We start from the raw sequence: 15,825 nt of genomic DNA on the forward strand, positions 1-15,825 counted from the left end.
TTCTTCAGTATTTCCCCAAACACACCGATAATAAATATAGAAGGAAATCTTTTCATTTTATAAAATACAACTACATTTCATATTCATAACATCAATTTCAAGTCAGGAGTGCAAAAATGGCTACAATGAATCAAAAACAGATTACTCAATCATTAAACATCGTAAATACAATTATAGAAGCATCCGAACACTTTCAGGGGCTAGTGAAGAACAAAGAAACAAATCAAGCTGTTTTTATATTGGGAAGTATTGTTGATGGTCTTCAAGCGTTAAATCAATGTGGCTACATAAACAGTACACATCAAAATTTATCTAAGAAATTAGAGAAAAATATATTATTAATCGCTAAAAATATGGAGGGGGCAAAACTTACAAAAATCTTAGAAATCACACAATTTTCATTTATTCCTAACCTCAATAAATTAAAGCAATTACTTGAGGATAACAATCAAGAAGCAAAAGAAGAAAAAAAGATTCGAATCGGTGTTTATGGTTTTCGAAACCCACTCGATTTCTTCCCTAAACCTCGTATTGATGCGATGGTTGAAGAAAGCGAAAAACAGAATGCTGTTTTATACTTCTTTGGAGATGATGATGTTAATTTCTCACAGGAAGCAATTCATGCCACATTCTATCAAAATGGAGAAAAGAAACAGGATTATATCACTTTTCCGGATGTTATAAATAATACTTCAACCAAAAAGACACATACTAGCCGTAAGCTGCATCGTATGGTTCCTTTTACCAATTATTTTTATGTTGGAAATAAGATATCTTTACCTAAGCGTCTTTTACAAACCAAAAATAAGTATGTTAGATTGCTTGTTCCATTTCAGCAATGTTATAACATCGAGCAAATTCACACTTTCTTGGCAAATAATCCTAAAGTTGTTTTTAAGCACCTAAGGGCAAACCGGGGAGAAAATATTTATTTTGTAACAAAGAAAAACCAGCGATACATTTTATTAGATCAGAAAAAGGAAACCATCCTTACTGCGGAGAGATTTGACAATTGGTTAAATGATATTATTTTGGAGGAAAACAACAGTTATATTATCCAAAAATATATTCATACCCGCACGAAAAATAATGAACCCTACCATATTCGTGCACATGTACAAAAGAATGCTGATGGTAAATGGCAGCTTACTTATATATATCCACGAATTGGAAATAAAAAATCAAACCTGAGCAACATCAGTACAGAGGGCAGAATAGAGAATTTTCAAGATTTCCTGATTGAACAATACGGAGAAAAGCAAGGTAAGAAATATGCTGAAGATATTCTTGAACTATCCATTGATGTTGCTTGGAATTTAGATAAGTTATATGGTATGGCGATTGACGAGCTGGGACTTGACTTCGCAATTGATGATACAGGAAAGATATGGATGCATGAGGCAAATAATGGACCGCAAACAGCATTTCACGAGGAGAAAAGAGCAGTAAATACGATTGCTTATGCAAAATATATTTATGAAAACGGGATTGTTCATTCAATTTCTGCGAATAGCCTTCAATATAAAAATCAATTTAATGCGCGTACATCTAATCTCGGCACCCGCAGTCACGCAAATCAAACCGTATTAGGACTTATTGTCCCTGCTGCGCAAGAGACAACTCCGTTACAAAAAGCATTGCTGCAGGCTGCTGAAGATAAAAATATGGAGATTTGCCTTATTCGGCCAAACGATATAGATTTTGAAAATATGCTGATTCGAGGACATTTTTATGAAGACAATGAGTGGAAGCCTTATATCAGCTCTTATCCAGATATTATTTTTGACAGGCTAAAAGCAAAAGAAAACGAAGATCTGCAATTTATTTATGAAGAATTTGAAGATATTCCTTTTATTAATAGCTGGTCCAATCAAATCTTGAATGTGACATCATTATATGAGAAGTTAAAAGAAGACAACAACTTAGCATCACTTCTGCCAGATTATTTACGAGTTAAAAAAATTCGCGATATCTTTCATTGGGTCAATAAGTATCATCTAATTAAATTAACATTAGAGGCAACCAGAGAAATCATGTATGTACATCAATTGCCAAATAATAAATTTGAACTCCTTACAAGCAAAGAAACAAAAGTGTTCAATGAATCCCAATTAAAGCATCATTTTCAAAAAAACCTTAGTAGGAAACGCGTTGTTGTAGAAGCAGTGTCTAATAGCTTTCCGATACAACACTTATCCTTGCACCTAATAAATGATTTAAATACAAACAGCTGGAACCTTGTTGATATGACATTTACAAATTATAATCATTCATATGAATTGTTCAATAGGAATAGCTTAGACGATCTAAATTCAGACACACTGATTTTTAGCGCAGATACATTGAAAGAGGATTTGATGAATTTTAGTAAGCAGATTGCAGATGTGTTACAAGCTGATCAATCAGTATCTTTGTTAACGGAAATAGAAGTGTCATTTGATTTAGATGCAGAGGGGAATGTAACGATTTCAAGTGTAAACCCTGACCACCCGGCACAGTTAAGCAACCACGACCAATATGCTAAATTAGTCCTTGAGTTGGGAAAACAGTTGATTTCATCAGAAAAATAGATTAAAACAGTCAGATGTAATTAATCAATTAAACTATATTTATAAGTGAATAATATTTTTTCTTAAAACCACTCTTCATTTTTTAAGGGTGGTTATTTATTATTCATTTGTTACTAATATATACGCTTCAATATTAATTGATTGAACAGATATCAAACAAATTTCAGAAAATTTCAAAATGAAATTCCTCCTGTATTATTTTATATGTTAAAATCCAAATAGAAACATACATTCGATTAGTTGCGTATTTATGGAAATATTGTGGTCTGATACATCATTCTGAAAAGAATTGTTTGATTCATTTTCTAAAAGAAAAGTATCACCTTATAGCTAAAAAGAACCTGATAAAACTGTATTTTCTGAATGAGGTTACTGGCTTGACATATAGTAGACTAGCTGCGGTCTGTTTCAAATAATTTGATGTATAAATAAAGGAGGTAATGCAAACCTTTCTTTTTACATATGATTTATTTTCTACTTATAAAAAAGGAGACCCTAACCCAAAAGCTAGAGCCTCCCAAAAATCTTATTTTATTGAAGTAATTGAAGTACGCCTTGTGGTACTTGGTTCGCTTGAGCCAGCATACTTTGTGCCGCTTGTGAAAGGATGTTATTCTTTGTGAATTCCATCATTTCTTTCGCCATCGTGCGAACATTTACTTTCATAAATGACTAGACTATATCTTCATCCTCTAGTTATCTAGGAGGAGCCGGGAACTTCGGATTCTGATAGATTTAGCGGCTCTATCATTCACCTACGAATTTCATCACCGTCGCTTATGCATTAGGTGGTTTATTCTAGTCGTTGAACCTTCTCCAGAGTTTCCTCACAGGAGCTGGGCTGCTGATTGCCCAATCCCGTCTTTTTTCAAACCTTCACGTTTGCCGTTTTCAGCTGCGTTGTGGTAAGACAAGCTCTAAGGGGTTTCCAGCAATTCACCCGGTAATAATCGCTAACCGTTGCCAGTTAGGACGACTGTGACTGTCACTGCCTAGGCAGCTGAGTCATAATCAACGTCACGGATACGAGATTCTGCTGCTGTTAAGTTCTCAGCAGATGCACCTAAATTGTTGATAGTGTGTTCTAAACGATTTTGTACAGCACCAAGCTTAGAACGTTCTGCAGAAACTGTTTTGATAGCTGCATCGATTAATCCTACAGCTTCATCGAAATCAGAGCTCTCAGTAAACTCAGATACATCCAGGCCATCAATTTCTAATGCCTCAGCACTCATATCATTAATATTAAGTACTAAAGCCTGATTCTCGTTAGCACCAATCTGGAATACTAAATCTGCTTCGCCTTCAGCTAAATCACCATTTAGTAAAGTTTTACCATTAAATGCTGTACGCTCAGAAATCCCATCAATTTCCTCTAGTAAATTAGAAATTTCATCCTGGATTGCCTGTAAATCATCTTGTTCCTGTGTCCCTAAGTTACCTGCCTGTACAGTTAATTCACGTACACGCTGTAAAATAGAGTGTGTCTCTGTAAGAGCACCTTCAGCAGTTTGGATTAGAGAAATACCATCTTGAGAGTTTTTAGTAGCCATCTCAAGTCCTCTAATTTGCCCACGCATTTTTTCAGAGATTGCTAAACCTGCAGCGTCATCTCCAGCACGGTTGATACGAAGACCAGAAGAAAGTTTTTCTAAAGAACTTTGTACTCCGTTTTGGTTTACTCCCAATTGACGATGTGCGTTAATTGCGGAAATGTTGTGATTGATAATCATAATTCCTTACCTCCATGTGTTTGTAAAATTTTTGAGCCACATCCTTGTGATCTCATCTATATTAACCAAATTGGTCAATATCAAAAATAAAGTATTTCTGTGTAAAAAGCTTTTTCACTACTCGTTAAGACCTTAACGAACCATCTTTTGATGATCTATTTACTATATCGGACAGTTTCAACATTTATTTAAGCTTTTTTTATAATTTTTTTCTAAAAAACTATCATTCTCTCTAGCAGGTAATGGCAGGGCTGTAAAAACCTAATTCTTTCAATTGTTCCTCCACAAAATAACCACCAAAAAACAGCATCACACATTTGTTTTATTTTTCACATACTTCCTGTTAAAATCATACTAAGAGCCTTATCATATCTTTTTATGCCATATCCAGCTTCTGTTAGATAATTGGAGAGGGCGTGAGAGTATGTCGAAAATGAATGACTTGAACAAGCAGATTGAAGCGAAACGGAAAGAAATGTATGCAGTTTATGAAAAAGATCCAACTGACCCGAATCTATTGAAACTATCGCAGTCGCTGGATAAATTGCTAAATCGATTAGACCAGATTTCAAATAATCCTCCCATTCAACGAAAAGAGTGACAGTAAAATAACAAAAATACCTGTACTGTTGTTTTCATAGTAAGTGAGCACACTTACTACGTATAAGTAAGTGCTCGAATGGGTGATATGTATAGAAAGAATAAGGCTGTACTCTATATTTTTTTTTGTAAATATACCAAATTAGGTTATTCTAAAGTGAAAATGAATATAAATTCAGTTAGCATTTAAATAAAACGAGAAAGTGCATTTATATAGAAAAAAAGAAGGGTTCCTGAAAATGCAACCTTGATATAGGGCATTTTCAGGAACCCTTCTTTTTTCTATGACTTTCCTTTTAAAATTTATACGCTGTGATTTTCGTTGTCAGCTCCTCCGCCATGTCGGTCAACGATTTTGCTGCGGCAGAGATTTCTTCCATTGCTGCGAGCTGCTCTTCTGTAGATGCTGCTACTTCTTCAGAGGATGCGGCATTGTTTCTCGCGATAGATGCCAAATCTGTTGCCGTAGCAGTAACTCCTTGTACTGCCTCTGACATTTGCTCGGAAATGGCCTTAACTTCTTCCATTTGCGGCTTAATATCTGCACTGGAACGAAGAATTTCACCAAATTTATCAATAGCATCATAAGATACGTCCAGCCCGTTGTCTACATTTGCTGTTACTTGTGACATTTTTCCAACGGCATCCTGGACATCTGCCTGAATACCATGTACGATTGCGCTGATTTCATTCGCTGATGTTTTAGACTGTTCTGCCAGCTTACGGACTTCATCAGCGACAACGGCAAACCCTTTTCCATGCTCTCCGGCCCGGGCTGCTTCAATTGCTGCATTTAACGCAAGCAGATTAGTCTGTTCTGAAATATCTGTGATTGCTTTCAGAATCGTACTTACCTCTTTTGACCGCTCCAATAGGGATGCAATATTTTCATTTGTGTTCTCCACAGAGGATTGGATCGATGTCATTTGATTCAAGGTATCACTGACTGCTTTTCCACCGACATCTGCCTGGCTGCTCATTTGATTTACTAAGTCAGCTACCTTGGTTGAACTTTCTACGATTCTCCCTACTCCTATCGAAACTTCTTCTAAGGAATTGGCACTTTGTTCTGTTCTACTCAGTTGCGTTTCAGAGCTTGCGGAAACCTCTTGAATAGCTAGCGATACTTGCTCGGATGAACTTGTCATTTGATCTGCATTTGCATTTAATTCCTCGGCAGATGCTGCAACCTGCTGGGCATTAAACTCTACGTCACGGACAAGACTTTTTAAACCTTCCTGCATTTCATTAAAGGCATGACTAAGTTCGCCGATTTCATCATTGGTTTTAATTTGAATAGAACGCGTCAGGTCGCCCCTACTGATAATTTGAGCATTCTCCTTCAGCTCCTTAATGGGACGAGTGATGGAACGGATTAAGAATAAAATAATCACTGTCCCTGCCAGCAGTGTTGCCGCTACAACAATCATCAAGGTTGTCCAGGTAGCTGCTGCTTCCTCCTGAATCTCGCTATAATCAATCGTCCCTGCCAGCTTCCAGCCTGTTAACTCATTCGTTTCATAAACCATTATTTTTGACGTATTATCATCCTCATAATTAAATGTACCAGATGCAGTCTCAAATAAGTTTTGATAAAAATCTTCTGATGCATTTTCGCCAGCGTCCTGTGTTGGATGGTAAATAAAGTTTTGACTTGTATCCAATAAAATAGCATAACCATTTTTACCAATCGTTATATTGGCTGCCAGCTGCTGGACAAAATCAATGGATAAATCAATTCCAATAACACCCGAACCATCTTTGAGTGCAGTGGATAGTGTAACCACCTGACCTTCTCCCGTTGCACTCGGGTAGGGGTCCGAAATAATAATTTCCCCAGGAGCAGCCAGTGCATCGCTGAACCATGGACGTTCATTTAACTGAAAATCTGCACCCAGCTGCACAACCGGCTGCGTAATTAAGCTGCCATCTTCTGAACCCAGATAAACCTGTGCAACTTCATTATGAAGCTCCTCATATTGAAGCAGCACTTCTCTGATTTCATCCTCATCTGCCTCTAAATCCTGTCCATAAAACCTTTCAGATAAGACCTGCAGATCATGCTGTTTCAATTCCATGGTATTATCAATCGTCTGGTTCATCACTGTTGCTATTTCCTCAACCTGCGCTTTCTGCTGATTTTCCAACGTATCCAGGGAGCTATTGTACGTGATTGCACCAATAATAATTCCCGGTGTCAGTAAAATAATAAAAAATGACAGGATTAATTTAAATCGGATTCCTTTAGGTCTGAATAATTTCTTCAATGTATCAAACTCCTTTACGATAAATGATAAAGTGCACACTCGTTTATTCATTCTTATATCGGCTAAAATGCTAAAAAATGAATCCTTTTTCCTTATTTCATGTCTTAGTATCTATATTAAGAATTTACAATTATGATATAATGCTCCGTTTCGTAAAATAGTTAATAACAAAAAGAAATCCGGTTAGCGCCTCAAATTTCGAACGTCAGAGCTGCTAACCGGATTTCTTTTTTCGCTTTAGAAAACGCCTAAAATAGTGTCCTGTCAATGTCTATTAATATTTATACTGATTAATCTTCTCTGTTAAATCCTCTGCCATCGATGACAGAGATTTTGCTGCTGCAGAAATTTCCTCCATTGAAGCCAGCTGCTCTTCTGTAGAAGCCGCTACTTCCTGAGAGGATGCGGCATTGTTTCTGGCAATGGACGCTAAATCATTTGCCGTGGTTGACACCTCCTGCACTGCTGCTGCCATTTGCTCAGAAATAGCCATAACTTCTTCCATCTGCGGCTTAATATCATTACTTGATTGGACAATTCCTTTAAATTTGTCCATCGCATCATCCGATACTTCTAAGCCTTTATCTACATTTGCTGTTACCTGCGACATTTTTTCCACAGCGTCCTCTACGTCTTTTTGAATTCCCTGAACAATCGTACTAATTTCACCTGCCGATGTTTTGGATTGCTCCGCCAGCTTACGTACCTCATCTGCTACAACGGCAAATCCTTTTCCATGCTCTCCAGCACGGGCTGCTTCAATCGCTGCATTTAGTGCAAGTAAGTTGGTTTGTTCTGAAATATCCGTAATTGCCATAAGAATGGTACTTACTTCATTAGAACGGGCCATTAATGAGGTAATATTAACATTTGTGTTTTCTACAGACGATTGAATCGATGTCATTTGATTCAATGTATCTGTCACAGCTTTTCCGCCAATTTCCGCCTGGTCGCTCATCTGATTGACGAGTTCCGCTACTTGCGAGGAGCTTTCAACAATTCTGCCGACTCCTGTCGATACTTCTTCTAATGAATTCGCACTGTCTTCTGTACCGCTCAATTGTGTTTCCGAACTGGAGGATACTTCTTGAATAGCCAGTGATACTTGTTCCGATGAGCTCGTCATCTGATCCGCATTCGCATTTAACTCCTCTGCCGATGCTGCGACCTGCTGGGCATTAAATTCAACATCGCGAATTAATTCTTTTAAGCTGTTCTGCATCTCATTAAATGCAACACCAAGCTCTCCAATCTCATCCTTTGTTTTCACTTCAATGGATTGTGTTAAATCGCCGGTACTGATAATACGCGCTTTCTCTTTCAATTCTTTGATCGGTTTAACGACGGAACGTACGATAAGTACCGTCACACCCAAACCGATAGCAACAGCACTGATTAATACAATTAATAATGTGTTAAAAACAGTAGCTGCCTCTGCTTGAATTTCACTATAATCGATCGTTCCGGCTATTTTCCATCCAGTTAAATCATTGGTTCCATAAACCATGATTTTATCTGTATCTTGATAGTTATATTCAAGTTTGCCAGCACCAGATTCATACAGGTTATTATAGAAAGATTCACTTGCTTCCTCCCCAATTTCCATAACAGGATGATAAATAAAGCGCTGCGTTTCATCTAATAATATCGCATAACCATTTTCACCGATTTGAACTCCTGATGCTATCTGCTGAATAAAATCAATGGATAAATCGATGCCGATAACACCTGAACCATCCTCTAACGCTTTCGAAACGGTGACAACCATCTCCCTATCTGTACCTGCTGAAACATAAGGCTCCGAGATAATAATTTCTTCTGTGTTTTCCATTGCTTCTATGTACCATGGACGTTCCCTCGGATCATAACCCTCCTCGGTCACATCCGTTGATGATTCCATAAAAACTCCTTCTTCTGAACCAGCATAAACGGATACCACTTCATCATGTAATTCAAAATATTGATCAAAGGTTTCGATCAGCGCTTCTGCTTCCTCATTTACTAACTCGCCATGAACCTGTCCCGCTAATACCTCTGCATCCCTGCTCTTCAAAGCAAAAGTATTATCAATGGTCTGATCCATGATCGTGATAATTTCTTCTACTTGATTCTCCTGCTGTTTCTGCAATGTGCTTACAGAGCTGTTGTACGTCAAAAAACCAATGACAACACCCGGAATCAATAACATACAAATAAATGATAAAACCAGCTTAAAACGAATCCCTTTTTTCTTCATTGCTGTCCCCCACTTTATAATTTGTCTTGAACAAAAGTGTCACTATACTTATCTATCGGTCAAACAATTCAGAACTTGAATACATTTTAAGTAATTTAGTCCTGTAAATTTTTTTCAACATAAACGATTATTCCTAAAAAATATATGATCATTCTCCTGTCAACTTAAATTCACGCAGGTAAATACGATCTGTCTATACAGAAAAAGCTCTATTATACTTGGCATATAAAACGAAACTTCTATCAGCGGGAGTTTTCGAACCACAAATTTTTTCGGTGAGATGAGTAATCGCAATCCCAGGATGCGCGAATTTAGTCTGCTTCCTTTCTCCCCGGACAAAGACTGGTATATCGTGTCTGTCTTACTTTATTCCTTAGCTTCTTTATCCTTTATGAAAGTATAAAAAAATACAGCAATGATAATCACTGCTGTATTTTTGGGTTTTATAATTTATCCTGCCTCAATATTTATACGTTGAAATCTTCTCTGATAAATCTTCGGCCATCGAGGATAGCGATTTCGCAGATGCAGAGATTTCTTCCATCGATGCAAGCTGTTCTTCGGAGGAGGCTGCCACTTCCTGTGAAGATGCTGCATTATTACGAGCAATGGATGCTAAATCATTCACGGTTCCCATTAATTGCCCTACAGCTGCAGACATCTGTTCTGAAATAGATGTTACTTCCTCCATTTGTGGCTTAATACTTTCACTGGAGCGCAGGATTTCACCGAATTTATCTATCGCATCATACGATACATCCAGTCCACTATTCACATTGGAAGTAACCTGCCCCATTTTATCAACCGCATTCTCAACGTCTGTCTGAATCCCTAAAATAATTTCTCTAATTTGGGTAGCTGACAGCTTCGATTGTTCTGCAAGCTTCCGGACTTCATCCGCTACTACTGCAAATCCTTTTCCATGTTCCCCGGCACGGGCTGCTTCAATCGCTGCATTTAACGCAAGTAAATTGGTCTGTTCCGAAATATCTGTAATAGCATTCAAAATGGTGCTTACTTGCTTTGAGCGCTCTAATAAGGAAGAAATATTCTTATTTGTATCCTCTACCGATGACTGAATAGAGGTCATCTGATTCAATGTATTACTTACTGCCTGTCCGCCGACTTCTGCCTGTTTGTTCATTTTTTGAACAAATTCCGTCACTTGTGCAGAGCTGTCCACTACTCTGCCAACACCTGTTGATACTTCTTCCAGCGAATGCACCCCATCCTCTGTTCCGCTTAACTGATGCTCGGCACTGGAGGATACTTCCTGAATGGCCAGAGATACCTGTTCGGATGAGCTTGTCATCTGGTCTGCATTTGCATTTAATTCCTCGGCAGATGCTGCGACCTGCTGGGCATTCCATTCAACCTCTCTAATCAGCTCCCGCAAGCTTTCTCCCATTTTGTTAAAGGCTGTACCCAGCTGGCCGATCTCATCATCTGTTTGGACATCAACAGACTGTGTTAAGTCGCCGGTGCTGATGATTTCTGCTTTTTCTTTCAGCATCTTGATTGGACGGATAATAGAGCGGACAAGGAGCAGAATAATACCAATACCTAATATTAACGTCACACTCAGTACGATAATAAGTGTTGTAGTGATTGACGCGGCTGTTGCTTGTACCTCACTATAATCGATGGTTCCCGCCAATTTCCAGCCTGTTATAGCATTTGTATCAAACACCATAATTTTAGATGTATGATCATACTCATATTCGAAAGTACCGGATTCGTTATCATACAGTTTTTGATAGAAAGGCTGATCTATTTCCTCCCCGGCTGTCTTTTCCGGATGATAAATAAAATTCTGATTCGTATCCAGCAAAACAGCATATCCATGCTCTCCCACCTGTACTTCAGACACAAGCTGCTGAATAAAATCCATAGAGACATCAATGCCGATTGCTCCTGATCCATCTTCCAATGCTTTTGATACACTGACTGCTATCTGTCCATCTCCACTTGCTGTTAAATAAGGATCTGAAATAATTACTTCTTCCGGATTGGCCATTGCTTCCTGATACCAGGCACGTTCTCTTGGATCGTAACCCTCCTCCATCTCCATTTCCGGCTGAAGATAAAAATCTCCCTCTGTCGTGGCAAGATAAAATTCCGGAGCTTCCGGATGTATCTCAATATATTCAGACATTCTTCTATTCAATTCTTCTGTATCCTCTTCAATTAACTCCTCTGTAATCACGCTTGAGAGAACTTCTATATCATGCTGTTTCAGTTCAAACGTATTATTTATCGTCTGATCCATCATAGCAGTTAATTCTTGCACTTGCTCTCTCTGCTGCTGCTCGACGGTATTTGTAGAACTAAAATACGTAATAACCCCTATTAAAATTCCCGGAACTAATAAAATTAAGAAAAAAGATAAAACTAATTTAAATCGTATTCCTTTGGCTTTAAATATTTTTTTCATTTTCATCTCTCCTATTTGTCTATATTTCTTTATCGGGAGAAAACAGAAAAAATTTATCAAAAAATGAAAAAATATTATAAAAATAAATCTAATTTACATTAAAAGGTAATAAAAGTAATATAAAGTAATTAATTTAAACGTATAGTTATAAATTAATGATAATAATAATTCCTTTAGATTAAATATTATTTCTAGAAACAATAAATCAAAGCAAAATTATCGAGCCCTAAGATCTATTAAAAAACAAAAATAAATAATAATTTTTCTTTGTAATAGTATTAATTACTCACAATGAATATCTAAATCACAGGATCATGCACCTGGATACGACTAAAAACCGGCCTCCCTAAAGTCCCTTGAACGAACGGGGCCGTCACTGCGATCAAAAATATATTCCACATCAATTTACAAAAAAACTTTATATACTACATATTTTATAAAAAAACAAATATTTTTCGTTTAAAATACTTTTATTTGGAAATAGCTAAAATTACAGAAAGGAATGATTTTAATGCTAAGTTTTATTTGGAGCCTGATTATGGGTGGAATTATCGGCTGGATTGCCGGATTAATTGTAAGTAAAGATCTGCCTGGAGGAATTTTTGGAAATATTCTTGCCGGTTTTATCGGAGCATGGCTTGGTTCCTCTTTATTTGGACAATGGGGACCTGAAATCGGCGGATTCTTTATTGTACCTGCTCTGATTGGTGCGATTATCCTTATTCTTATTGTCAGCTTCATCATTCGCCTATTCCGTCGTTAACACTTGTACGCCAGCAGATGAACAAAATCGAGGCAGCTGCATAGGTTAGGTATATAGCTCATACAGAAAAGAGGAATGTATATGCAACCTGACCCGAATCATGCATATTCACATGCAGATGAATATCAAGTGATGGATAATCCATATCCAGAGCAGTTTGATATGCCTGCTTCACCATATAGTGCATACCCTGCACAGCCATTTCATCAGCATGCACCAGAACAGCGGGCGTTCTTTTTTCCGTTTATCGGTGGATTAGCCGGCGGGTTATTGGGCAGCGCTTTAGGACCTGGCGGAGGTCCGGGATATTATGGTCCCCCGGGTCCTCCAGGGCCCCCGGGACCGCCTGGACCAATGGGATATTACGGTCCTCCGGGTCCACCAGGCCCTCCTGGACCGCCTGGACCCCCAGGATATTACAGCGGCTATCCGTACCCGCCATATTATTAGAATTATGAAAAATGAAAAAGGGAGATAACGGCATCCGTCTACCTCCCTTTTTTATACTTCCTCAACAAAATCATCACGCAGCACTTTTATTTCTTCATCTGTCAGCCCAACCTTCTTTAAGAAGCCAGCTGCACTTTCATATTTTTCATACAAATAGTTCAAGAAATCTTCCATGTAAGAGGGCTCACAGCCCAGCATCACTTTAAATTGATTGCGCGACATCAACGGCGGGCGTTTATTAAGCTCTTCATCTGTTATCTTCTTATACTCTCCCGTTAACGCATAATCTTTCACAATAATATCTTTTGGCACATCTGCTAAGTCTAATAAAATAGCTGCAAGCACACCTGTACGATCCTTTCCGACACGACAATGGAACAAAACAGAATTTCCTTTTTCATGCAGAAAAACATCCATAATTTTTTTAAATTTCGATTTACTGCTCTCTAGCATTAAAATATACATTTCTATCAGACTTTTCGGCATTTTTGTTGTAAGTGTAGCTGGATCAAGCAATGGAATATTATAAAAATCATAAAGTGCTTTATCTTCTTTTCTATATTTCCCTTCCATGCTGAGGCGTAAATCAAGAATCGTATGGATACCCTTTTCCTTTTGTAAAAAAGCATGTCCTGCTGAATCGATAAGATGTAAAGAATCCGCCCGATAATATTTTCCCCACTTTGTCTGCTTGCCATCCTTTGTTGGATAGCCTCCTAAATCACGAATGTTTTGTGTCCCCGCTAATTCAATATGTCGTTCCGGGTTAAATAATAGTGCTTCTGTAGTCAAAATGATGTCTCTCCCTCATGTTTCTATTTTATCCTTCTACTATTTTCACATAAACCTGCCGCGTTCTTGGTCCATCAAATTCACAGAAATAAACACTTTGCCACGTTCCCAGAAGCAGCCGTCCACCTGAAATAATCAATGTTTCACTTGCTCCCACAACAGAAGATTTCATATGTCCGTCGGAATTGCCCTCCATGTGAACATATGCTTCTTTATTCGGAAAGGTTTCGTCCATACCAAGTGATAGATCACGGCGCACATCCGGATCAGCATTTTCATTAATCGTAATCGCACCTGTTGTATGCGGGCAGTAGACAATCATGATTCCTTCCTGTACACCGCTCTGAACTAAAATGTCTTCCAGCTCGCTGTCTAAGAAAATAAACTCCTGCTTCTTATTCGTTTGGATTTGAAAAATTTCTGTCTTTGTCGGCATCTCTTCTACCTCTTTCTTTCAAAACTGCTCTATATATGCGTTCTATCAAAGTATACTTCTATCTTAACGAAATATTTGCAGGCCAACAAATAATTAGGCTTTTTTGAAACATAATGTCATCTCAATCGTAAATATGTATATACCCACTATTTATAGAATTTATCATATATATCCTATTAAAGGAGTGATCATTTTGCGAAAAAAATACATATTACTTGCTGGTGCTGCTTTTCTCTTACTCTCTGCCTGCACAAGCCGGGAGAGCACTGCTGAAGAAAACGCTGAAGAGGTGCTTGAGCAATTACAAAATGAGGAATATCAACAGATTACAGAACAATACTTTTCAGATGTCCTGCTGGAAAAATACCCTCCTGACGAATTACGGTTATCTTGGGAAGCAAATCGCGGGAGTGCATTTGAGAAGATAAACAACTTAGAGGTAAACGCTGATGAAGAAAAGACCTTTGTTTCAGGTGAATTAACTTTTGATGATGCAACAGTGGAGATAAGCATGGAGTGGAATGAAGAGGAAGAACTGGAAAGCTTGCACATCGAGCGCCCATTTGAAGCGTTAGCACTTCCTGACTCTGCCATGGAAGAGGATATTATTATTGAAGCAGAAGAAGGCTATCCCCTGGATGGTAAACTGACCCTGCCCTCTGGAGAAGAAGGCCCTTACCCAGCTGTCGTGCTTGTACATGGATCCGGCCCCAGTGATATGGATGCAGCTGTGTATAGTTATAAACCTTTTCAGGATATTGCTTATGGACTAGCAGAAAAAGGAATTGCGGTTTTGCGCTATGACAAGCGTACCTATACACACGCAGAAAAAATGGCAGAAGAGCTGGGAGCGGCAATATCTGTTAAAGAAGAAACCATTGATGATGCAGTAGCAGCAGCTGAATTCCTGCAAAATGATGAACGTATTCAGGCTGACCAGGTCTATATCATCGGGCAATCACTTGGCGGCATGCTTGCGCCCAGGATTGATGACGAAGCAAAGACTGCGGGAATAATCAGTTTAGCCGGCTCTCCTCGCTCTTTATGGGAAATTATGTACGACCAGCAAATAGACTTGCTGTCAGAAAATTTGAGTGATGAAACAAAAGCAGGGGTTATGGAACAAGCAGAGGAATTTAAAGAGCTTGCGGAAAGCTTTCAAGATATGTCAGAAGAAGAAGCAATGGAATACAACCTTGCCGGAATGAGCGGTTATTATTTTCAAGAAATGGACCAGTATGATATTGGTCAAATTGCCCTTGATTCAAATAAACCTATCCTCCTCCTTCAGGGGGAAGCAGATTTCCAGGTAACCATGGAAAAAGACTTTGCAAAATGGGAGGACATCTTTGCCAACGAACCCCAGGCGACACTAAAAACCTATCCAGATCTCAATCATATGTTTATTTTATCACAAGGAGAAAACAAAGGGACCGTTGCAGAATACAATATTCCCGGTCATGTTGATGAACAAGTAATCATAGATATTAGCAATTGGATTCATGAACAAGCGGACTAACTAAATATCCAGCAATAATAAAGGT

At 38.2% G+C, this 15,825-nt stretch carries 12 protein-coding genes; 5 read left to right on the forward strand and 7 right to left on the reverse strand.

The window, feature by feature from the left end; translation table 11 throughout:
• The first annotated feature begins 116 nt into the window (after positions 1-116).
• The gene (locus FLK20_RS04655) at positions 117-2,570 is read left to right on the forward strand and encodes a YheC/YheD family protein (RefSeq protein WP_152655396.1); all 2,454 of its coding nucleotides are present in this window, start codon (positions 117-119) and stop codon (positions 2,568-2,570) included.
• A 531-nt stretch (positions 2,571-3,101) separates the two neighbouring features.
• Here the strand turns inward: FLK20_RS04655 and FLK20_RS04660 are convergent.
• Positions 3,102-3,236, reverse strand: a complete 135-nt coding sequence (locus FLK20_RS04660; protein WP_084612844.1) for a flagellin — start codon at positions 3,234-3,236, stop codon at positions 3,102-3,104.
• 326 nt (positions 3,237-3,562) lie between these two features.
• Entirely contained in the window at positions 3,563-4,303 is a 741-nt protein-coding gene (gene hag / locus FLK20_RS04665) for a flagellin Hag (protein WP_152655397.1), read from the reverse strand.
• A 424-nt stretch (positions 4,304-4,727) separates the two neighbouring features.
• Between hag and FLK20_RS04670 the strand changes: the two genes are divergently transcribed.
• A complete protein-coding gene (locus FLK20_RS04670) occupies positions 4,728-4,904 on the forward strand; it encodes an aspartyl-phosphate phosphatase Spo0E family protein (RefSeq protein WP_152655398.1) in 177 nt (58 codons plus the stop codon).
• A 295-nt stretch (positions 4,905-5,199) separates the two neighbouring features.
• On the opposite strand, the gene FLK20_RS04675 is transcribed toward FLK20_RS04670, so the two are convergent.
• The 3 genes from FLK20_RS04675 to FLK20_RS04685 all read right to left on the reverse strand — a co-directional run bounded on the left by FLK20_RS04675 (position 5,200) and on the right by FLK20_RS04685 (position 11,840).
• Complete coding sequence (locus tag FLK20_RS04675; RefSeq protein WP_227994847.1) at positions 5,200-7,170, reverse strand: methyl-accepting chemotaxis protein; 1,971 nt, start codon at positions 7,168-7,170, stop codon at positions 5,200-5,202.
• 274 nt (positions 7,171-7,444) lie between these two features.
• Positions 7,445-9,406 (reverse strand): methyl-accepting chemotaxis protein, encoded by a 1,962-nt coding sequence (locus FLK20_RS04680; protein ID WP_152655400.1) that lies wholly within the window; start codon positions 9,404-9,406, stop codon positions 7,445-7,447.
• Between the two features lie 460 nt (positions 9,407-9,866).
• Positions 9,867-11,840, reverse strand: coding sequence for a methyl-accepting chemotaxis protein (locus tag FLK20_RS04685; RefSeq protein ID WP_152655401.1), 1,974 nt, complete (start codon positions 11,838-11,840; stop codon positions 9,867-9,869).
• A 511-nt stretch (positions 11,841-12,351) separates the two neighbouring features.
• Here FLK20_RS04685 and FLK20_RS04690 point away from each other — a divergent pair.
• Together FLK20_RS04690 and FLK20_RS21530 are read left to right on the forward strand one after the other, a co-directional pair.
• Positions 12,352-12,603, forward strand: a complete 252-nt coding sequence (locus tag FLK20_RS04690; RefSeq protein ID WP_152655402.1) for a GlsB/YeaQ/YmgE family stress response membrane protein — start codon at positions 12,352-12,354, stop codon at positions 12,601-12,603.
• An 81-nt stretch (positions 12,604-12,684) separates the two neighbouring features.
• The gene (locus FLK20_RS21530; protein ID WP_194165528.1) at positions 12,685-13,053 is read left to right on the forward strand and encodes a hypothetical protein; all 369 of its coding nucleotides are present in this window, start codon (positions 12,685-12,687) and stop codon (positions 13,051-13,053) included.
• Positions 13,054-13,104: 51 nt separating this feature from the next.
• On the opposite strand, the gene FLK20_RS04700 is transcribed toward FLK20_RS21530, so the two are convergent.
• Positions 13,105-13,845 (reverse strand): tyrosine-protein phosphatase, encoded by a 741-nt coding sequence (locus FLK20_RS04700; protein ID WP_152655403.1) that lies wholly within the window; start codon positions 13,843-13,845, stop codon positions 13,105-13,107.
• Between the two features lie 28 nt (positions 13,846-13,873).
• Positions 13,874-14,281, reverse strand: coding sequence for a secondary thiamine-phosphate synthase enzyme YjbQ (locus tag FLK20_RS04705; protein WP_152655404.1), 408 nt, complete (start codon positions 14,279-14,281; stop codon positions 13,874-13,876).
• A gap of 193 nt (positions 14,282-14,474) precedes the next feature.
• Between FLK20_RS04705 and FLK20_RS04710 the strand changes: the two genes are divergently transcribed.
• Positions 14,475-15,800, forward strand: coding sequence for an alpha/beta hydrolase (locus FLK20_RS04710; RefSeq protein WP_227994848.1), 1,326 nt, complete (start codon positions 14,475-14,477; stop codon positions 15,798-15,800).
• Positions 15,801-15,825 lie beyond the last annotated feature (25 nt).

It is taken from the genome of Oceanobacillus sp. CFH 90083, from assembly GCF_009389585.1.
GTDB lineage: Bacteria > Bacillota > Bacilli > Bacillales > Amphibacillaceae > Oceanobacillus.